Source organism: Paenibacillus sp. TSM33, from assembly GCF_056099025.1.
In genome coordinates this window covers 87,186-106,556 of record NZ_JBLZXB010000010.1, presented here as the reverse complement: position 1 = coordinate 106,556, position 19,371 = coordinate 87,186, and the positions used below count along the sequence as shown (strand labels likewise).

Genomic DNA, 19,371 nt, shown 5'->3' with positions numbered 1-19,371 from the left:
CCTTAAGCCACTACTTGCATGGTTGAACTTGTACCCAATCCATTATCCCTGTACATTGGTTTAAACAAGCTAACGTTGCTTCCAATTGGGACTCTAATTGCTCTTTTGACCATTTGGCGCTATTTCTATGCAGCTCAGTACTCATCCTTTGCAAATCACTTGTAATTAGCAATAGCATCCAGAGTGAAAATACCACAGCAAACCTGCCATATTCCTGCACAAATGCCGGTCGATCCACCCTTATCCCGAACAGCTTCAGCTGCTCCAGATAGGTATCCAGCAGACGAATACGCAATTCAGACGTCATGTGTCGGGGGAACAACGGATGAGACATGTCGATCAGATGATATACGTCCCACAGCGGTGTGTTTAAGTGAGCATGCTCCCAATCCAATACCATTAATCGTTCCCCACTCAGCGCATAGTTCCCCGGATGAAGATCACCATGAGACAGTACAAGCTGGTGTGAAAAAGATACATGCTCCAGCTGTACATACATACGCTGCATCTGTTGCTTAGATAAACCGAGTGAGCTGCAAAGCTTTAACACATCCGGCTTGCGCGTGTATAGCTCAGAAACCATCTCCTGAATAAGTGGCTTTGGTCCCCGTAGCGGCATCCCAACAAAATAATCCAGTGGCAAAGCATGCCACCTTGCAACAAGTCCTACAGCTTCCAATAGGGTTTTGTCTGCGTGAACATGATGTAACGGACCAAGGTCCTCAAATACCATCCATTCTCCTCCGTCATCTGCGTCTGCATCAGACCAAGCTAGCAATTGGGGATAGATGGGTGGTAATGCGGGAAGCACTTGCTCGTACACCCATCTCTCGTGCCCCTTCTGATCGTCATTGGTTAGTGGTTTAAATATATAACTTTCAGAGGAGGACACGTAAAAACGTTCCACATGCCGGCCATTCGTACCTGTATATAAAATTTCACGATCGCGCACCAGCGTATCATTCAAAGTACCGTCTACATTCACATATTGATGAAATAGATTCATAGCCACCCAACTTTTTTTGTATAAAATGTAATAGCACGATCATAACATAGTCCTTGTTCTGAACGAAGCCCAGATCATCTTTTGGGTAACTCAACGTATCGAAAAGGGGCTTGTCCTATCAGATCATACGACCTGTTGGACAGCCCCTTTTCCTATCCGTACTCCTATCCTACGCTAACGATTAGTATTTAGTATTGCCGGACTCGCTCGTGTTGCTAGATTTAAAGCCTTTGAACAATTGTTTTACATTATGATAACGAGTATTCGTAATTTTAGCTTTGCTGTTAGGACCGTCGGATCTCAGGATCGAATCCTTCACGTTGGAAATATCCGAGTTATCCAAAGTCATATTCACTCTAAAAGTAGAGCCCCCAAGTTGGCGAACCAGCTTACCGATATCATCGGCTCTAAAGTTTTTAATGTTAATTGTGCCTTCGGCATTGATTTGGAACACTTTATCGTATGCATGGTACGCTCCACCGCCTGTAATATTCACCGTGCCTGGTTCTTTAAGCGTCAATGCATCTTCACCAACATCCTCCCACGTTACGTTGGAAATGGTGCCATTGCCATATACATGCACACCATCCGCAGCAGGCGCGGCGATGATCACATTTTTCAGCGTTGCATTATTTTCAAGCTTGAAGATAGGCTTTTGAGCCTCTTTTTGGCTTCCATCTCCCAAGGTATCGGGGTCAGCCACTACGGTCTTGCCTTTACCATCGTATACTTCTCCGGCTTTTACAAGTATGGTCTTATGAACGACCTCTGGAGCTGCATGAGCAGAATAATTGCCGACAAATAATGCAATCAGCATACCGGATAAAGCAATACTCATTCCCTTTTTCAATACTTTAGCTGTGTTTGTTTTCATTTCAATTCATCCCTCTCGTAGATTGTTTTTTATTCTTATTTCCAATTCTCCGTTGACTAGAGCGCAAGCGCGTAGACCGTATCACCACCTTCGTACAATGAACCCATTGACCGATACATGTCCGTAAAGTGATATTTAACTATTTGCATATGTATACTTGGTTTTTGGTTCAAAGTAGCTTCATTATTATAAATTCAATCAATCACAAATTGTAAATAGAGCGATTACATTTACAATTTGCATAATTCTATTATATTCCAACTTCCAATAATTTCAATACGTTTTCGGCAAAATATGTCCTTTTTTTTAATTAAGTATACAAAATTGCCTCATTTATACTTGTATAAGTTTGTTATTCTTCAATTTACGCATTAAATAATACTTGAATACCTAGTTTCGTTTGCCTCTTTTATCGTATACCTCATTGCTGATGTGCTCTATACTATTGAATGACACGGTTGATGAACGTATAATGTATTTAGTGCTTTGAAGCGTTACATCTCAACATTACTGGTGAGAAAAGAGTGGTTATCGTGCAAAACAATAGTGAGATTCCTTTAAAAGAACAAAATATTGTGCTCATCGGCTTTATGGGCGTGGGCAAAACAACGATCGGTTCCCATCTAGCGCGCAAGCTGTATCGCGATTTCGTGGATATTGATCAGGAGATTGAACAACAGTACAACATGCCTACAACAGAAATTTTCAAAACTTACGGAGAGAAGCGTTTCCGTGAGATTGAAAAAGAGCATATTTTGAAGTTGTGCAGCAATACGCGCCTTAAAATCATTTCTGTTGGCGGTGGTGCGTTTTTACAGGAAGAGGTGAAGCAGGCTTGTTTGGCTTCCTCCATTGTGTTCTTCTTGGATTTAAATTGGGATTCCTGGAAAGATCGGCTCAAGATGCTGATTGACACCCGCCCTAATCTGCAAAACAAGACGCTAGAGGAAATTGAAGATCTTTTCCGTTCCAGACAGGACATTTACGCGGTGAATCACTCCAAGATCAATACCGATCAGTTGGATGCGGAAGAAGTCGCAGACTATATTATTCAAACGCTGAATCTGGGTTGGGAATTGTATGAACCTACTCGGGGATTGAATTAAGCGTTACACAAAGGAGGACCCCAGCATGCTGATCGCTTGGGGTCCTCCTTCTGTGTTCATTGCGGATACCTTGCTTGTTTGCTAGCAAGCAATACCTGCATCTTTTAAGAATGGCTATGCAGCACCTGCAATATTTCTCTCAGTTCAGTGACAGGAATCTGCCCCGGCGCGGAAGCTTTCTTGGCAGCACCAAAAGTCAAAGCTGAACCAAACAGTTCTCCGGTCAGACGGCTCACGACACCTTTTCCTGCCATCGACATTGTGATAATCGGCCGATCCGCATACTCCTCTGCCATGGTGCGTGTGGCGTCCAGCAAGGTCAGTACGTCAGCTGTGTTGGTTGGCATCACCGCTATTTTAGGCAGATCCCCGCCCAATTCCTGTGCCTTACGCAACCGGGACACAATTTCCTCCTTCGGCGGCGTCTTTTGAAAATCGTGGTTAGAAATAATCACATACGTGTTATGCTTATGTGCTGCTTCTACCAACGTCTTCACATCAGCTTCCTCATTAAAAAGCTCTACGTCAATCATATCTACTTGTCCCGTTTCGACTATTGTACGATTCAATTCCACATAACTTGCCGCACTGATTTCCTTTTCCCCACCTTCTCGGGCACTACGGAACGTAAATACGAGTGGAATATGGGCTAAAATAAACCGGATCTCATGTAGGGCAGCCTTTACCTTTTCCAGCTCCTCCACATGCTCAAAAAAATCGACTCTCCACTCTACGATATCCAGGTCGAGTGTACGTAAATGGGCAGCCTCTTCCTTCAAATGCTCCAACGTTTCTCCCACCATGGGAACACATATTTTAGGCGCTCCTTCACCGATCCGCACATCTTTTACCTTTACGATTTTTGCCATATCTATCTCACTCCCCAATTACAGTTTTAAGTCGAACATTCACAATAATTCATAGTATAACGCATTCTGAATAAGCATGCAGATGATTAGGTTCAGTCGCTAGTTATTTCGTATCCAGTACAATTTGAGGAGACAATTCTCGTTTTGCAGAAAAAACGACACTGTAGCGAAAATTAACAAACACCGCCAGTACGATCCCGAGCACATTCACGATAATAGCCAGCATAATCACACTGGAAATCTGAGAATGCTTCAAAAGAAAGCCTGTAAACACGGGAATAAGCGTATATGACAGGGATGTTGCGGTATAAATAAACCCGGTAATCTGTCCTTTTCGTTGACTAAAAAATTCGCTCATTACAGTTAACGTCAGCTGAAGTACACCCGATATGGAAAACCCGATGACACTCGCACAGATAATGGCGGCAGCCTCTGATTTGAAAAGAAGAAGCGCACCAAAAGCCAACAAGGAAATACAGGGATAAATAAGAATGATATGAACAGGTTTAACCCATTTTCTCAACACAATGACCAATACAAACACGGAAACCAGCGAGCCCATATTGTAATAAACTAATAGTCTGAGAGATTCTGATTCGGTCATACCAATAAACTGTTGTCCAAACGTAGGCAGCCATAACTGCACAATATACAGCAAGGTAGGTCCCGTAAATCCAAGCAAAATAAGACATACACCTTCCTGCCAAAACCGCGGTTTACTCGCATCATTTGTCTTTAAATTTCCCGTCCACTCGGCGCTAGATACAGTAGTACCGCCACTTTGCTCCTTAGTGGGCTGTACGCACATGTCTGGAAACTTCATTCTGAACAAGTAGATCGCATTCAATGCAAATATCAATGCTGGTATAAAGAAAGAGAACCCGTAAAAAATATCGTGATTCATAAAAAAGATGATCATTAGCGGTAAAAATGCCGCCCCAATGGATATAAAACCTCTCACCAACACTGTAGCCGAACCAGAGGATTGGGGAAAAGTCTCGATCAGAGCTGGATAAGTACCTGAATCAAGAAAAGAATTCGCTACACCTGCCAGCACAGCCAGTACCATCGCCATCTCAAAAGTAGGGCTCAGCGGTATACCGATCAAGAATACGGCCATCAGCAGCCCTGCGGCCACAATAAACGGTTTGCGACCATAACGGTCAGAGAGCACTCCGGATATGTACAGCGTAAACAGTCTGCCAAACCCCATCGCGGAAACCAAGAGACTGATGCCCGCCTGATCTGTATGCAAATGCTCTGTTAAAAAGGACATGTGTGACGCCAGCATAATATTAAACATGCCGAACAAAAGATAGTTCACATACAGACCTGTCGCCACTGAAATAGAAGAACGTTTCATCATGAATTCACCTGCTTTTGTAAGTAAGTCTTGTAGTATCAAAACGTGAATCATTTCACATTGCTTGTGTCGAGGATGAAGTATAGAACACAATTTAAAATTTATCAAGTTTAAATATTGCGAGATTCCGGCTTAGACACGCTGATGCGTCTTCAGATAAAACTCCTTGCCATAACTTAGGGCAAAGTTCCGAAACTCCACAACTGCTGGGGATAAATATCTATTTTTAATGCTGGCTAGGTAGATAAAACGCTCATATGCTGGATTTATAATCGGCAATGTTTTGACGTTAAAATAATCTAACGATGAAATGCGGGGCATAACTCCGATCCCGTAATTAATAGACACCAACCCAGCCATTGCCGTATCTTCTTCAATCGCGCAAATAATCTGTGGCGTAACGCCTGCCTTGGCGAACAAATTTTCAATAATGGGCCGAACCCCACTCTTTTTGTTAAAGAAGATCACCGGGTAATCCGCTGTATCCTTAAGATCAATTTGGTCCAGAGAAGCCAGCGGATGATCAGGAGAAACAATGACCACCAATTCCTGCTGAGCTAGCGGAATAAACTCCACATCTGGTTCATTTTCCACGTGAGAGCAGAACGCCACGTCATAGTGTTCCTGCTTCAGGCCTTGAATAATATCGTTCGTATTCCCTTGGTGAAACGAAAAGGAAATGTCTTTACGGGCATCCAGAGCTGAAAAGGCTTGGACTATCGCTGGAATGAAGTGTGAACCTAACGTGTAAATGAACGCCAAATCTATATTCCCATGGCTTGGACTCACTAATTCCCGTAAGTTATGCTCTCCCTTTTCCAATTCATCCATCGCGTGCTCCACATATTTCAGAAAAAATCGCCCGTATTTGTTTAGTCGAATATTCCTCCCCTGCTTTTCAAACAAATGAACACCCAAATCCTTTTCTAATTCTGAAATCGCATGACTTAAACTGGGTTGAGTGATACATAGCCGCGCAGCTGCCTGGGTAAAATGCTCCATCTCTGCAAGTACACGAAAATATTGTAAGTGCTTCAGATTCATAAGGATGTACGCTCCCTCTTTAATTCATATTTTAAATTATAGATTCAAACTATGAAAAACGATAAAAATATGCATTGGATTTATAATAACACCCCTTATATAATTAAGACATAGACATTATGTGAATATTTTCACTTGTTTGTGGACGTACTTTAATAGACCTGGACGATGCCTATCTAGGCCATTGATCTAAAATTTAAGTTGGGAGTTACACTTATGAAAAATCCTTATATCAGAATGGCAACAGGGCTTTATATCAACTATTTTCTTCTGGGTATGATTAATGTTATTCTCTCATCGAATATGAGCTTTCTGACCGTGCAATTGAACACGGATAAAGCAGCCATCGGCTATCTGGTGTCAGCGATTGGAATCGGTAAACTGCTTGCTCTCGGAGTAGCCGGAAAAATGTCAGATAAATACGGAAGGAAACCACTCATTGTTATTGCATCATTTGCTTATTTAATCTTCCTAATCGGCATTCCGCTTGCACCTAACTACACGTTAGCATTTGTGTTTGCCATTATCGCAGGGCTCTGCAACTCGATGATGGATGCGGGGACTTATCCCGCACTCATTGAAGGGTTCGGAAAAAAAGCCGGGTCTGCAACCGTTCTGGTCAAAGCATCCATCTCGATCGGTGCCATTGTTATTCCGTTCATGATTGCATTTTTTATTAATCACGATATGTTCTATGGATATTCCTTCTTTATTCCAGCAGGAATTTATCTGCTGAACGGGATCTTCTTGTCGACGACCACTTTCCCCAACCACAAAGCAGAGGAACAACAGGCTCCAACTGAGACGGGCCAATCAACAGATTCGTTCCACAGCGAGCCTAAGTTTTGGCAAGAAGGTTTGTCTCTGATTATTATCGGTTTTACTTCAACTGTATTGTTCATGATCGTGCAGCTATGGCTTCCTACCTTTGGACAAGAGGCTCTGGGCATGGATAAAGCCAGCGCCATTAAGCTGCTTAGCTACTATAGTATAGGTTCATTAGTTTCTGTTATTTTGTTAGCTGTGGTACTTGGTAGATTCATTAAACCCATTACCGTCATGATCGTGTACCCGCTTATTGCCCTGCTTTCTTTGCTAGCTTTAATTGTATGGCACAATCCTGTCGCTACTTTAATCAGTTCGTTCTTAATCGGCTTGTCCACCGCAGGCATATTCCAAATTGCCCTCACGGTTATGACGGAATTTTTCCGGAAGAACAAAGGAACTACGACTTCTCTCGTGAACATAGCAGCCAGCTTATCGTTCATCCTGATGCCTTTGGCTACCGGGGGCATGTCCAAAAGTCTGGGAATTACCTCGGTATTCATTCTGGATATTGCGATTGCCGTAGTCAGTATTTTGCTGGCCGTGTTTGTTGCTTATCGATATAAAAAAGTGTTTCATTAAACTACACAGATCACTTGGAGGCTTATTATGAAAAATGCTGGACGTATTGACGGAAGAACACAATTAATTGGACTGCTTGCTACACCGATCGGACATTCTTTGTCCCCGGCTATGCATAATCTTGCGTTTGAAAAACTGGGGCTGAACAACGCGTATATGGCCTTTGAAGTAGGTAATGAACAACTCGAAGAAGTAGTACGGGGAATGCGCGCTCTAAACATACGCGGCTACAACGTGTCCATGCCCAACAAAACAGCGATCTTACAATACCTAGACGAGCTGGACGACAGCGCTAAATTTACAGGTGCCGTCAATACCGTCGTGAATACGGATGGTAAGCTGAAGGGCTACAGTACAGATGGATCTGGTTATGTTCGTAACTTGCAGGAACACGGCATTGATCTGAAAGGTAAGAAAATGACACTCGTCGGTTCAGGCGGTGCTGCAACGCCGATTGCTATTGAAGCCGCCCGAGCTGGTCTTGCTGAAATTTCGATTTTTGCTCGTAATGACCAGTTCTTTGCCCGGGCGGAAGAGAATGTTCGTATGATTAATGAAGAGATGAAACATGCCCAAGTCAAGGCGAATATCTATGCATTAGAGGATCAAGAGAAGCTGCATGAAGAGATTCTTACAAGTCATATTTTTGCTAACGGGACAGGTGTGGGTATGAAACCGCTGGAAGGTAAAAGTATCATTGAGGATGTATCCATGCTTCGTTCCGATCTGATTGTAACCGATGTAGTATACAGCCCAGCTAAATCCAGGCTGATGGAACAAGCTGAGTCCGTAGGTGCAACCGCCATTAACGGTCTGGGCATGATGCTGTGGCAGGGCGCACTTGCCTTCGAATTATGGACAGGACAAGAAATGCCTGTCGCTTATATTAAAGAACAGCTTTTTGCTGATCAAATGTAAGATTTAGAGGCACCCTATCGCTTGTACAGCACTATTCCGCCTACTCCGCTTCTCATGTGATTTTTTTAGTTCAATCTATATAGCGCACGCACGATCCAATGCAATACTTCTATTCATATACTCAAAAGGACTATGCCCGACGAATGATTATTCCTGTCGGGTATAGTCCCTTTTTATTGTTAAATTATTTCATTAATCCTTATAAGGGTCAAACTCATTGGCCCCAGCCATGCACACCCCGATCGGCTTCAGTACATGCATAACTTCCACGGTCCCGGAATGAGCGTCCAGCACCTCACGCAGTTTACGGTAGACGAACGGGCTTTCATCAGTACCCGCTCCGCGCAGCTCGACACCGTAGTTTCGAACGGCCTCCTTCATCTGTAGGTCCGTAATCTGCCCACCGCTACGCGTACGGGTTTTCCAATTCATTTTGCCAGCTGCCTGGGTACGACTCATAATACGCCCTGCGCCATGAACTGTACTATAGTAGGAATCCCGATTTTCTACCGAATCCTTTCCACGTACAATCACCGAGATATCGCCCATGCTTCCTCCAATAAAGCCCATTTGACCAGGGGCCGAGGGGGTTGCGCCTTTGCGGACCACAATGGTGTCGCGTCCATCATGCTGTTCTTTCCACGCGTAATTATGGTGGTTATGCACCGTAAAATCCGCTTCGGTCCCCATAATACCAAGCACTTGTTCTATCACATAGTCGCGTCCGGCATAAGCATAACGTCCGGCAAGGCGCATCGCACGGTAGTACATGTCCCCCAGCTCACTGTTCATATCCAGCAGCACAGGCGGCTGATCCATATGTTCTCCTGGCGCCTTTCCGAGAAACTCCCGTCCTGCGGCCAAATTTAGAAACCCGCTTGCTGTTTTGTGTCCAAAGCCCCGGCTGCCGAAATGATTGGCAATCCAGACCTGTCCTGTCGCTTCCTCCACAAATATATCAACAAAATGATTACCACTTCCTACTGTACCCAGTTGTTCTCTCGCCAAGGACTTCAGTTTGTCATGCTCTTGCTTCCCAATCGCTGCATATACCGCCCAATCCGGGGCATCGAACAGCTCATGGTCTACCTGAACCTCATTCACACGACCTACACCAAACGAAATCTGACGTGCAATCTCATTCATCACGGTTGAAATACGCGGCATAATATCTGCTGCAGACAGCTTGGTTCTTACCGCCTTATTTCCACAGCCGATATCATACCCCACCCCTGAAGGTGAAATTTGTCCGTCATACACCATCACACCGCCAATCGGCTGACTGTAGCCTTTATGATGGTCTGCCATCAGCAGCGCCTGAATCACATTACCATTTTCGGCACATGTGCGGGCTTGAGATAGTGCCCCCGGATCAGGTGCTCCCCATACGCGTACTCCATTGATTTCTTGATAAGCCATCGTTGTACCCTCCCGTATTTTGCACAAAATTTGTATATGTAAAATTGAATAATCTACTTTTAAACTTTGGTCTGTTAATAGCATTATGTACGTTTTCCCCGCTTCCGAACAGGGCGTAAGTATTACAACCACCCACATCAGAGGTCTCTATCAGAAAGTCTTTATAAGAAAATGAAAAAGGATATCCCTGCAGCCCAAACAGACTGTAGGATATCCTTTTATGATCATTTAGAGACCATTAAATCAAATATACTAATATTTTTTGATGATTCCGAATTGATCCACAATAAAAGGTTTGGCATCATTTTTGTTTTGATCAATTTCATACGTTACGGCTGTAAGTTTATTTTCGTTTATAGTGATGCCAACAAAATTCTGTACCTGTCCTCGTACAGGTCTACGATTGTCACTCGGATCTGGGCCATAGACTGCCGCATGATTCTCTTCAGCTAGTTCAAAGAGGTTATAATACTTATCTCCAAGTTTTTCACTCGGGTTCTTGTAGTAAACTTTAGGGCCAGCAGTTGCTGGGATGACATAGATACTTCCATCTGGATTCACACTATATTCAATCGTCTTTTCATTTAATGTATCTTTTAGTTTGGTTGGCGTTGTTGCTTTACCCTCTTGATTGATTGGCTTCGTACGAGCATAAATATGATCGTGCCCCTGCACGACAAAGTCGATATCAAGTTCGGCCATTAGTGGAGCGATTTGCTTACGAACTCCATTGTTATCCATGATGTCAGAATCTGTTGCATGGTTAGAGGTAGTGTAGGGACCTTTGTGAATGTTCACAATGATCCACTTTGCACCTGCCTTTTTGGCTGCCGCAGCATCTTTCTTTAACCATTCGACTTGGTCTTCAGAAAAATTGGCATATTTCTCTGAGTCCTCATTGGAGTTCAGTACGATAAAGTGAGCATTGCTGTAATCAAAGGAGTAGTACGCTCCTGTTTTAGTAGCTGAACCAGCTGGTTGGTTAATATTAAAGTGATCATAAAAAGCGTAGTTCTCATCCTCGTGATTACCTGCTGAAGGAACAATGGTTGTATTCAAAAGGCTTTTTTGTGAATGCCCCAACAACCAGTTCCACTGTTCTTCTTTGGTGCCGGTATCTACGATATCCCCGTTGTGGACTACAAACTGAGCATTATTTACGGTTTGAAGTGCTTTTTCGAGCGTCTGTGAAGACAATATGGCTTCATCTTCGCTTTTTGCTTGTGTATCAGCTAGATCAATGAAGGTAAATTCACCGCTCTTAGGAGCTGTTTGAAACGTACCTGTTTCGCTCCATATCCCACGCGCTGCATCACCCACACGATAATAATAAGCTGTGTCCGCTTGAAGACCTATAGCTACGGCTTTATGGACAAGCTCTTCTGGAGAATTGGTCGATGGAGAGGAAGTGCCTTCAAATGTAAGAGCACTCGTAAAATCAGCTTCAGAACCTGTTTTCTTGGATACTTGAACCGTGCTCTTCGTGATAAGTTTTGAAGTATACCAGGTAAATCCTTTGGAGGCTTTGGTGTCTCCATAAAATGTAGTTGTAACTTTACTAATACCTTGATCTGTGTTCCCTGATGACTCAGCATGGACAGGCAAGACTGACATGCCAGTAATCAAACCTAGTGCAAGAGCAACAGACATAGATGTTGCGGACCACTTTTGAAACTTCTTAAACATGTGTACACTCCTCTGTGCAATTATTATGTAAAAGTTATAAATATGATCATAACAATCAATTGTTAATACGTTGTCTTTGGAAATATAGTACTTTGTAAAAATGAGATGAGGTATATAAACCAAAAAAGGCCCCGGATGTTTGCAAAATTCGCTAAACCGGCAGCCCTTATTCCTGTTCTAGGTGCTATTTACATATAGTATTAGACTCACCCCATATAAGAAACAGTGGCGAGTCTTCGAAAATTATTAAGGTTTTATTAAATCACTAGCCAACTAATGTGCAGAAGTATTTTTCAAATCCGCTTCATAATGAAGGCCAAATTGTTGTCTTGCCTCCTCCATCACTTCAGCGACTGTCAGTGAACACTCCAAGGAATTAATGGAACTATTGCGTTCCCCACTCTTGATCAGATCCATAAATTCCCGAATTTCATAATACATGGGTTCACGCGTCTGAGCCTTGGTCAAATCCTCAATCGTGCCGTCCCGATAATGAATTTTCACCTCATAGGGCTGGCTGATTTTGTCGATCACCATCGTCCCATACTCACCCTGTATTTCGGCAGGCAAATAGGAATCTGTAATTTTGGAATGCATGACGATTGCATCCATATCCGGATACTTCATCACGATACTACCCTCGCCGTCAACACCAGAGGATAACAGTACACCCACCGCTCTGACCTCATCCGGTTTGCCGAATAATGCCACCATTGGATACAAACAATAAACTCCCAGATCCATCAATGAACCATTCGAAAAAGCCGGATTAAAGGCATTCAGCACCTTGCCCTGCTTAAAAGCATCAAAGCGTGAAGAGTATTGACAGTAGCTTGCAAAATAACGCCGAACCCGGCCTATTTTATACATATGATCCTTTATAATTTTAAAGTTGGGCATAAGTGTGGACTTAACGGCCTCCATCAACAGAACATCGTTGTTGCGCGCGGCTTCGATCATGCTCTGCACCTCTGCTGCATTAGAAGCTAATGGCTTCTCACACAGCACATGCTTTCCATGATTCATACATAAGATCGCTTGCTCTGCATGTAAGGAATTGGGACTGGCAATATATACGGCATCCACCTGATCACTTGCAGCCATTTGTGCCAGATCTGTAAAAACCTCTGGCTGGCTGTTATATTTGGCAGCAAAGGCTTGGCCTTTCTCCTCTGTTCGTGAGTACACCGCAGTCAGGGAAAATTCGTCTGTCTCTATCGCAGCTTGAATAAATCTTTCCGTTATCCAGTTCGTTCCAACGATACCAAAACGCATCACAGTATCCCATCCTTTCCCGTGAGTCATTACAATTAATATATGTTCCTATTCTCGCATTCCAGCCAAGACTTGTCCACTATACCGCTTGTCATCCCCCATGCTTCCACATATTAAAAAAGACCGTGGTCTACCAGCTTAATTTATACTGATTGTACCACAGTCCTTATATGCTTTTTGGGGTTATATTACTACTTTGTGGAGATCACTTTGCCCACTTCTGTCAAAATGGCGTCCATGGAAGCAGGATCGTGTACATCGTACTCATCAATGTTGAGACGCAGTACAGGACAGGCATCAAATTCATTGATCCAATTGGAATATCTGCGATGCATTTGCTCCCAATAGGATCGCTCGGTCTGAATCTCCATTTCGCGGCCGCGTTCTTCGATCCGACTCAGTATGGAGGGCAAGCTGCCTTCCAGATAGATCAGCACATCAGGGTGCGGAAAGAACGGTGTCATGACCATCGCCTCAAACAGGCTAGTATATGTTTCGTAATCGGTAGGGTTCATTGTTCCCTGATCGGCATGCATTTTCGCAAAAATGCCTGTGTCCTCATAAATGGAACGATCCTGCACAAAACCTCCACCAGACAAGAAAATGTTCTTTTGCTCCTTGAAGCGTTCCGCGAGAAAATATATTTGCAGATGAAAGCTCCATCGTTCGAAATCGTGATAAAACTTTTCCAGATACGGATTATGATCGACTTGCTCTAACGAGGTTTTAAAACCAAGACGACTGGCCAAAGCACCTGTTAACGTGGATTTACCTACACCCACCGTACCCGCTACCGTAATCAGGGCATTTGCAGGAATGTTGTAATTATTCACTATATAAGCTCCTTTACATCGGAAACAATTTGTTCAAATTGTGCCTGGTTTTCTACAAAATCAATTTCATTCCCGTTCACAGTCAATATACGAGGGGCAGGTGACTGTTCGGCGAGAAATTGAATGCCTTTATCATAATCCGTAATCAATTGCTCCAGATAGGCAGGGTCCATCTCCTGTTCAAAGGAGCGTCCGCGCTTACGAATTCTACCTAGCAACGTATCCAGATCTGCTCTAATATAAACGATAATGTCAGGCTTGGGCATATCATCGGTGAGCAAATGATAGATTTGGCGATATTTTTCGAGCTTTACACCTTTAAGTGTACGTTCAGCAAAAATCAGATTTTTATAGATATGGTAATCTGAAATCACAGGCTGAGCTTTCTCGATATATTGCAGGCCAGTATCCTCTAGCTGCTTATACCGATTGCAGAGAAAGAACATTTCCAGCTGAAAGCTCCACTCATCTATATTTTGATAGAATTTATCGAGAAACGGATTTTCCTCGACAATCTCTTTGATCATTGGCAAATGTAGCTCAGTTGAAAGCATCGAAGCCAACGTCGTCTTACCTGCTCCAATTGGCCCTTCAACAGCTATAAACGGGGCTTGTTTCATGCGGTTCTGCTCCTCCTTGTACTCCGGGTCCATCCTGTGGACAACTATCCTATTGTATCACAAGGAAGTACGCTAGAGGCATAGCAAATCTATGGATAAAACAAAAAAACAGAGCAGCTATGTTTGGCTTCATAGCGTCCCTGTCCTGCTTAATATTTTGTCTGTCTCTCATTTAAACCAACCTTTTTCATTAAAACGGGTAATGGCCTCAATCCGGTTGCTGACACCCAGCTTATCGAGAATGACTGAAATATAATTCCGCACCGTCCCTGTTGTTAAATACAGTTCACCAGCAATCTCTTTGGTGTTCTTTCCGTCAGCAATAAGCGCCAAAACGGTCTTTTCACGCTCCGTCAGCGGGTTGACCTCGGCATAAGCATCATCAACCAGTTCTGGAGCGTAAATACGCCGACCTGCCATAATACTGCGAATGGAGGAAGCCAGTTCTTCACTGGGACTGTCCTTGAGTAAATAACCGTGTGTACCCGCCTTGATTGCCCGTTCAAAATATCCTGGGCGAGCAAAAGTTGTTAAAATAAGCACCTTGCAATTCAAGCCTTTGAGTTCCTCTGCCGCATCCAATCCGCTCTTTATTGGCATCTCGATGTCCATAATGCATATATCTGGCTGATGCAGCTTCACCAGTTCTATAGCTTCTTCCCCGTTGCTTGCTTTTCCGACTACTTTCATGTCTTCTTCCAAGTCCAACAGGGAAGCTAGAGCACCCAGCAGCATACGCTGGTCTTCTGCGATGACGATTCGAATCATGGCCCCACCTCCTCATTCGGCTTTTCAGTGATGTTAGGCACCTTAATGACCAGGGTCGTTCCCTGATCTGAACGCAGTTCCATACATCCGTTCACGAATTCAAGCCTTTCCTTCATGCCTTGCAGACCATTTCCCCGAAGAGCCCCATATTCTCCAGTAATGCCGACTCCATTATCCTGAATTCGCAGGGTCAATTCCTTACGAGACGGCTCAATGGTGATGGAACAAGCGGTAGCTCCACTGTGTTTCACTACATTGGTTACAGCTTCCTTCATACACATACTCAGCACGTTTTCATTCATTAATGACGTATGCTCCAGCTTGGGGTCGCCCTCCAAGGTCAGTTCAATGTGAGCTGCCTTTAAAATTTGCCGAATCCGTAGCAACTCATCCTCTAGTCTCATGCCGCGCATTTGAGTAACCATTTCTCGTACTTCTTTTAGCGCACTTCTTGCCGTAAGACGAACATCGTTAATTTCGACATGAGCCCGTTCTGGGTGCTGATCCAGCAGCTTGCCCGCCAAATCGCTCTTCAGCCCAATAAGTGACAGCTTCTGCCCCAAGGTATCGTGCAGGTCACGCGCGATTCTTTGCCGTTCCTCCAGCTTGATCAATTCCGATATTTTCTTATTGGCATCCTCTAATTGGACTTGAAGCCGATCACTTTTGTTGCGATTAAAATTCGTAATCGGCAGGAGGATCACACCGATTAGATTCAGCAGGATAAAAGGAATCTGCTTAATGAAAACAGGATTCTGAGAAACAAACCCATAATTGATTAATCCAATCGTAATCACCATTAAAATAATATACAGCGTCGTAAATGCGGCCTTACTTTTAATATTACCGATCAGATACGCGATAAATATAGAAAAATACATATAGCTAAATAGCAGCGTCATCGTAATCGATATGGCGATCTGCACACTGGTCCAAAAGTATATGAGCCAGCCTTGAGAGACAAAAGCCAGTACATAACAAGCAAAAAACACCAATATAATAGCCGTACCCAGAATAATATGACTGGTAGATGAAGAGCTAAAATAGTAAAAGGGCAGGATATAAAAGACGACCCACACATAAGGGCTAAGTCCCGTATTTCTTTGGAAAATCTGATACCACTTTTGCATCCTGCCACCCTTTTCTACTTTAGATATCCTTTATCTTATCATACCAATTTCCCTACAACGTTATTTTCTTTCCGTGCCTACAGCAGGTGTAGGAATGGGAGGTGAAGCGCCAACATGTTTGCTAAGCCGTGGCTTCACTTGTTTAAAGGTCAGAAAGGTTTTTGTATTTTCATCCCATAGTCGGAACTTCAAAGATTGCAGACTGCTACTCACCGTAATCGTGGTCGCCTTTTGCAGCAACGGTGTCGCTTCATGCGCTTTCTCCAAATTGTAATTTGGTACTTTAGGGCTCAAGTGGTGAACGTGATGAAAACCAATATTGCCTGTAATCCATTGCAAAACTTTAGGGAGCTTGTAGTAAGAACTGCCTTCGACGGCCGCGTTAATATAACTCCACTCTTCATCATGCTCAAAATACGAATCCTCAAACTGGTGTTGAACATAGAATAGCCAAATTCCCAACATACCAGACACAAAAAAGATAGGCGTCTGTACCAGAAGGAATGCCTGCCATCCAATAGCCCAGCACAACAGTGCATACAATGCAACAATGGATATATTCGTCACATAGGTGTTTATTTTTTCCTTACGTTTGGCTGTCTTGACATTAAACCGATAGGAAATCAAAAAAGTATAGATCGGACCTAAACCGAACATAACCCAAGGATTTCGATATATACGATACGCCAGCCGTGTCCATGTGGAGGCCGCTGTGTACTCTTCTACCGTGAGCACCCACATATCACCCGTGCCTCTTTTATCCAAATTACTGCTGGTTGCATGGTGGATCGCGTGACTATTTTTCCATTGATGGTAAGGGCAGAGCGTAATAATCCCTGTAATCGTTCCCACCATATCGTTCAGCTTGCGACTTTTGAAAAAAGATTGATGACCACAATCATGAAAAATAATAAATGTCCGTACCACAAACCCTGCCGCAATAATGGTAATGGGAAGCGTCAGCCAGTAAGAAACCGCTAGGCTAAGATAAGCGGCATACCACAATAGGATCAGCGGTCCCAAGGTATTGATAAGTTGCAGAACGCTGGATTTCGTGTTTATTTTCTCGTAGGGAGCCATATTTTTTTTCAATTGAGCTAACGGGAGCTGTGTCATACCCATTATGATCCTCCTTTAAAATGCAGCCCATACCTTGATCCTGTCAGGCGTACATGTTGATCTAAGCTCAGTATAAGGAGACCGCTGGATCTGCTGTAGTCATAAACGTCAGTTCGGGCATATGACATTTGTCATATAGACAACTAACCAAACCTGTTTGCCAAATGTTCGCGGGTTTCCTTTCTGCTGTTTTTTTGTTAAAATGTAAGATATATAACGCTGTATGTGACTGGCGAAGTCAGTGGAATCAACCACGAGGGAGCATACAAACAAAGCGTACCGTTCGCCTGGGAGAAGTATTTGCAGAGGATTCGTCTGTCTTGACGACCTTGTGCAAATACTTTTTTTCGTTTTTTAAGACCATGACACCCTGTTGATTCTATTATGCGATAAATTCAGAGGAGGCTCGGACTATGGCTATTATCATGAAATCCAAAGAAGCAGCTGAGCAAGTGTATGCAACGATCCGTTCCCAAGTAGAGCAAATGAAACAGCAAGGACACCGTCCCCATCTGGCAACCCTGTTGGTAGAAGGTGATCCGGCATCTGCATACTATGCACGGACCAAGCAAAAAATAGCAGAGAAGCTGGGCATCTCATTTCATCTCCATACTTTTAATCGTCATGTAAGCGAAGCAGAACTTCTGCACGTGATCGGTACCCTAAATGATGCATCCCATGTACATGGCATTATGCTGGAACTCCCGCTTCCTCAACATCTTTCTGCCTCCGTTATTAAACAGTCCATCGCCCCCTACAAGGATATTGATGGAATTACACCTGATAACAAACTGGCTACCGTTACGGGTGACGCAGGACTATACCCCGCTACACCTCAAGCCTGTATTGAACTGTTGAAGCATTACGGGCACTCCTTGGCAGGCAAAAATGTCACGCTCGTGGGCATTGGGCAGACGGTGGGACTTCCCCTTTTCCACATGCTGCAAAGAGAAAATGCCACCGTCACCGCCTGTCATGCAGGTACACGTGATATTGCAGAGCATCTGAACCATGCAGATATTGCCTTCGTCGCAGTTGGATGCCCTGATGTGATTACGCAGGATATGGTGCATCCAGGTCTAATTCTCGTGGATGCAGGGATTAATGAGACGCTGGAGGGAAAAATCGTGGGTGACGCTGCTCCGGATGTGGTAGAAAAGGTACATGCCATTTCTCCCGTTCCCGGCGGTGTGGGTACCTTAACGACTGCCATTTTGTACAAAAATCTGCTCAAAGCGATACGTCTGCAACATTACTCCAGAGAGGTGGTTTATTCATGAGTGAACTGTCGTGGAATCAGTCCATCGCACATTTTCTGAAAGAAGCTGCAAGTGCAGCGCCTACCCCCGGCGGAGGAAGTGTATCCGCGCTGGCTGCGGCACTAGGCGCAGCTATGACCTCCATGACCGCCAACCTTTCACAAGGAGAAAAATACGCGCACTTCCGTGAACAATTCGCGCAAGTCATTAGCAGCATGGAGAGATTGTCTACACATTGTGAGGAACTGATGGCCGCAGACATCCAATCCTTTGAACAGTACATGACCGCGTTGCGTTTGCCCAAAGAAACAGACGAAGAAAAGCGCTATCGTACCCATTCCTTACAAACAGCGGTGATTGCTGCCATTGAGGTCCCTATGCGCCTGCTCGAAGTATGCCGGGACGGACTATCACAAGCTTACAACATTGTTGAAATATCCAATAAAAATGTGATCTCTGATCTGGGCATCGGCGCGATTTTGTTTGAAGCAGCCGCTCAATCGGCCCTGCTTACCATTGATATTAACCTTGCCTCGCTAAAGGACTTGGATGTCAAACAATCCTACGAAGCCAAAACAGTCGTACTCCTCCGTGAAATCGGACAAATTAAAGAGCAAACCTTATTGACTGTGCGCAGTCGAATTGCTAATTAATCAGCTCATAACTGTGCACAAG

The 19,371-nt window shown here is 43.9% G+C and carries 18 protein-coding genes and 1 riboswitch; of the genes, 5 read left to right on the top strand and 13 right to left on the bottom strand.

What is annotated here, in order from left to right; translation table 11 throughout:
* Positions 1 to 10: 10 nt before the first annotated feature.
* Together ACN6NF_RS04575 and ACN6NF_RS04570 are read right to left on the bottom strand one after the other, a co-directional pair.
* Positions 11 to 1,006: an aminoglycoside phosphotransferase family protein gene (locus ACN6NF_RS04575; protein WP_474315554.1), complete on the bottom strand. Its 996-nt coding sequence runs from the start codon at positions 1,004 to 1,006 to the stop codon at positions 11 to 13.
* Between the two features lie 181 nt (positions 1,007 to 1,187).
* Complete coding sequence (locus tag ACN6NF_RS04570) at positions 1,188 to 1,880, bottom strand: pectate lyase (protein ID WP_013369567.1); 693 nt, start codon at positions 1,878 to 1,880, stop codon at positions 1,188 to 1,190.
* Positions 1,881 to 2,413: 533 nt separating this feature from the next.
* Between ACN6NF_RS04570 and ACN6NF_RS04565 the strand changes: the two genes are divergently transcribed.
* Entirely contained in the window at positions 2,414 to 2,986 is a 573-nt protein-coding gene (locus tag ACN6NF_RS04565) for a shikimate kinase (RefSeq protein WP_474315552.1), read from the top strand.
* Between the two features lie 104 nt (positions 2,987 to 3,090).
* Here ACN6NF_RS04565 and aroD read toward each other — a convergent pair whose 3' ends face one another.
* From aroD to ACN6NF_RS04550, 3 genes are all read right to left on the bottom strand, one after another.
* Positions 3,091 to 3,855, bottom strand: coding sequence for a type I 3-dehydroquinate dehydratase (aroD, locus tag ACN6NF_RS04560; protein ID WP_474315550.1), 765 nt, complete (start codon positions 3,853 to 3,855; stop codon positions 3,091 to 3,093).
* Positions 3,856 to 3,958: 103 nt separating this feature from the next.
* Positions 3,959 to 5,221, bottom strand: a complete 1,263-nt coding sequence (locus tag ACN6NF_RS04555; protein ID WP_474315548.1) for an MFS transporter — start codon at positions 5,219 to 5,221, stop codon at positions 3,959 to 3,961.
* Between the two features lie 129 nt (positions 5,222 to 5,350).
* A complete protein-coding gene (locus tag ACN6NF_RS04550) occupies positions 5,351 to 6,262 on the bottom strand; it encodes a LysR family transcriptional regulator (RefSeq protein WP_474315546.1) in 912 nt (303 codons plus the stop codon).
* Between the two features lie 216 nt (positions 6,263 to 6,478).
* On the opposite strand from ACN6NF_RS04550, the gene ACN6NF_RS04545 reads away from it, so the two are divergent.
* Positions 6,479 to 7,669: an MFS transporter gene (locus ACN6NF_RS04545; protein ID WP_474315545.1), complete on the top strand. Its 1,191-nt coding sequence runs from the start codon at positions 6,479 to 6,481 to the stop codon at positions 7,667 to 7,669.
* Positions 7,670 to 7,696: 27 nt separating this feature from the next.
* The gene (gene aroE, locus ACN6NF_RS04540) at positions 7,697 to 8,587 is read left to right on the top strand and encodes a shikimate dehydrogenase (protein WP_474315544.1); all 891 of its coding nucleotides are present in this window, start codon (positions 7,697 to 7,699) and stop codon (positions 8,585 to 8,587) included.
* A 192-nt stretch (positions 8,588 to 8,779) separates the two neighbouring features.
* Here aroE and ACN6NF_RS04535 read toward each other — a convergent pair whose 3' ends face one another.
* The 8 genes from ACN6NF_RS04535 to desA form a co-directional block, all read right to left on the bottom strand.
* On the bottom strand, positions 8,780 to 10,006 hold the full coding sequence (locus ACN6NF_RS04535; RefSeq protein WP_474315543.1) for an RtcB family protein: 1,227 nt from the start codon (positions 10,004 to 10,006) through the stop codon (positions 8,780 to 8,782).
* A gap of 252 nt (positions 10,007 to 10,258) precedes the next feature.
* Entirely contained in the window at positions 10,259 to 11,692 is a 1,434-nt protein-coding gene (locus tag ACN6NF_RS04530) for a purple acid phosphatase family protein (protein ID WP_474315542.1), read from the bottom strand.
* A 273-nt stretch (positions 11,693 to 11,965) separates the two neighbouring features.
* Positions 11,966 to 12,967 carry a Gfo/Idh/MocA family protein gene (locus ACN6NF_RS04525; RefSeq protein WP_474317503.1) on the bottom strand — a complete coding sequence of 334 codons (1,002 nt, stop codon included), beginning with the start codon at positions 12,965 to 12,967 and terminating at the stop codon, positions 11,966 to 11,968.
* A gap of 191 nt (positions 12,968 to 13,158) precedes the next feature.
* The gene (locus tag ACN6NF_RS04520) at positions 13,159 to 13,800 is read right to left on the bottom strand and encodes a deoxynucleoside kinase (RefSeq protein WP_017426248.1); all 642 of its coding nucleotides are present in this window, start codon (positions 13,798 to 13,800) and stop codon (positions 13,159 to 13,161) included.
* On the bottom strand, positions 13,800 to 14,420 hold the full coding sequence (locus ACN6NF_RS04515; RefSeq protein WP_014599501.1) for a deoxynucleoside kinase: 621 nt from the start codon (positions 14,418 to 14,420) through the stop codon (positions 13,800 to 13,802). Before ACN6NF_RS04515 ends, ACN6NF_RS04520 begins: the two co-directional genes overlap by 1 nt.
* A 168-nt stretch (positions 14,421 to 14,588) precedes the next feature.
* Complete coding sequence (locus ACN6NF_RS04510; RefSeq protein WP_017426246.1) at positions 14,589 to 15,188, bottom strand: response regulator transcription factor; 600 nt, start codon at positions 15,186 to 15,188, stop codon at positions 14,589 to 14,591.
* Complete coding sequence (locus ACN6NF_RS04505; RefSeq protein WP_474315539.1) at positions 15,185 to 16,318, bottom strand: sensor histidine kinase; 1,134 nt, start codon at positions 16,316 to 16,318, stop codon at positions 15,185 to 15,187. The genes ACN6NF_RS04510 and ACN6NF_RS04505 overlap by 4 nt, the downstream gene beginning before the upstream one ends.
* Positions 16,319 to 16,378: 60 nt before the next feature.
* Positions 16,379 to 17,440: a Delta(5) desaturase DesA gene (gene desA / locus ACN6NF_RS04500; protein WP_474315538.1), complete on the bottom strand. Its 1,062-nt coding sequence runs from the start codon at positions 17,438 to 17,440 to the stop codon at positions 16,379 to 16,381.
* Positions 17,441 to 17,652: 212 nt separating this feature from the next.
* Positions 17,653 to 17,737: riboswitch (ZMP/ZTP riboswitch) on the top strand.
* Positions 17,738 to 17,850: 113 nt separating this feature from the next.
* On the opposite strand from desA, the gene ACN6NF_RS04495 reads away from it, so the two are divergent.
* A complete protein-coding gene (locus tag ACN6NF_RS04495; protein ID WP_413985619.1) occupies positions 17,851 to 18,717 on the top strand; it encodes a bifunctional 5,10-methylenetetrahydrofolate dehydrogenase/5,10-methenyltetrahydrofolate cyclohydrolase in 867 nt (288 codons plus the stop codon).
* A complete protein-coding gene (locus ACN6NF_RS04490; protein WP_474315536.1) occupies positions 18,714 to 19,349 on the top strand; it encodes a cyclodeaminase/cyclohydrolase family protein in 636 nt (211 codons plus the stop codon). Before ACN6NF_RS04495 ends, ACN6NF_RS04490 begins: the two co-directional genes overlap by 4 nt.
* Positions 19,350 to 19,371 lie beyond the last annotated feature (22 nt).

Coding starts and splice junctions, on each gene's coding strand:
- aroD (WP_474315550.1), bottom strand. CDS start 3,855: ATGGCAAAAATCGTAAAGGTAAAAGATGTGCGGATCGGTGAAGGAGCG.
- desA (WP_474315538.1), bottom strand. CDS start 17,440: ATGGGTATGACACAGCTCCCGTTAGCTCAATTGAAAAAAAATATGGCT.
- ACN6NF_RS04510 (WP_017426246.1), bottom strand. CDS start 15,188: ATGATTCGAATCGTCATCGCAGAAGACCAGCGTATGCTGCTGGGTGCT.
- ACN6NF_RS04495 (WP_413985619.1), top strand. CDS start 17,851: ATGGCTATTATCATGAAATCCAAAGAAGCAGCTGAGCAAGTGTATGCA.
- ACN6NF_RS04525 (WP_474317503.1), bottom strand. CDS start 12,967: ATGCGTTTTGGTATCGTTGGAACGAACTGGATAACGGAAAGATTTATT.
- ACN6NF_RS04505 (WP_474315539.1), bottom strand. CDS start 16,318: ATGCAAAAGTGGTATCAGATTTTCCAAAGAAATACGGGACTTAGCCCT.
- ACN6NF_RS04570 (WP_013369567.1), bottom strand. CDS start 1,880: ATGAAAACAAACACAGCTAAAGTATTGAAAAAGGGAATGAGTATTGCT.
- ACN6NF_RS04490 (WP_474315536.1), top strand. CDS start 18,714: ATGAGTGAACTGTCGTGGAATCAGTCCATCGCACATTTTCTGAAAGAA.
- ACN6NF_RS04550 (WP_474315546.1), bottom strand. CDS start 6,262: ATGAATCTGAAGCACTTACAATATTTTCGTGTACTTGCAGAGATGGAG.
- ACN6NF_RS04575 (WP_474315554.1), bottom strand. CDS start 1,006: ATGAATCTATTTCATCAATATGTGAATGTAGACGGTACTTTGAATGAT.
- ACN6NF_RS04515 (WP_014599501.1), bottom strand. CDS start 14,420: ATGAAACAAGCCCCGTTTATAGCTGTTGAAGGGCCAATTGGAGCAGGT.
- ACN6NF_RS04530 (WP_474315542.1), bottom strand. CDS start 11,692: ATGTTTAAGAAGTTTCAAAAGTGGTCCGCAACATCTATGTCTGTTGCT.
- ACN6NF_RS04555 (WP_474315548.1), bottom strand. CDS start 5,221: ATGATGAAACGTTCTTCTATTTCAGTGGCGACAGGTCTGTATGTGAAC.
- ACN6NF_RS04545 (WP_474315545.1), top strand. CDS start 6,479: ATGAAAAATCCTTATATCAGAATGGCAACAGGGCTTTATATCAACTAT.
- ACN6NF_RS04535 (WP_474315543.1), bottom strand. CDS start 10,006: ATGGCTTATCAAGAAATCAATGGAGTACGCGTATGGGGAGCACCTGAT.
- aroE (WP_474315544.1), top strand. CDS start 7,697: ATGAAAAATGCTGGACGTATTGACGGAAGAACACAATTAATTGGACTG.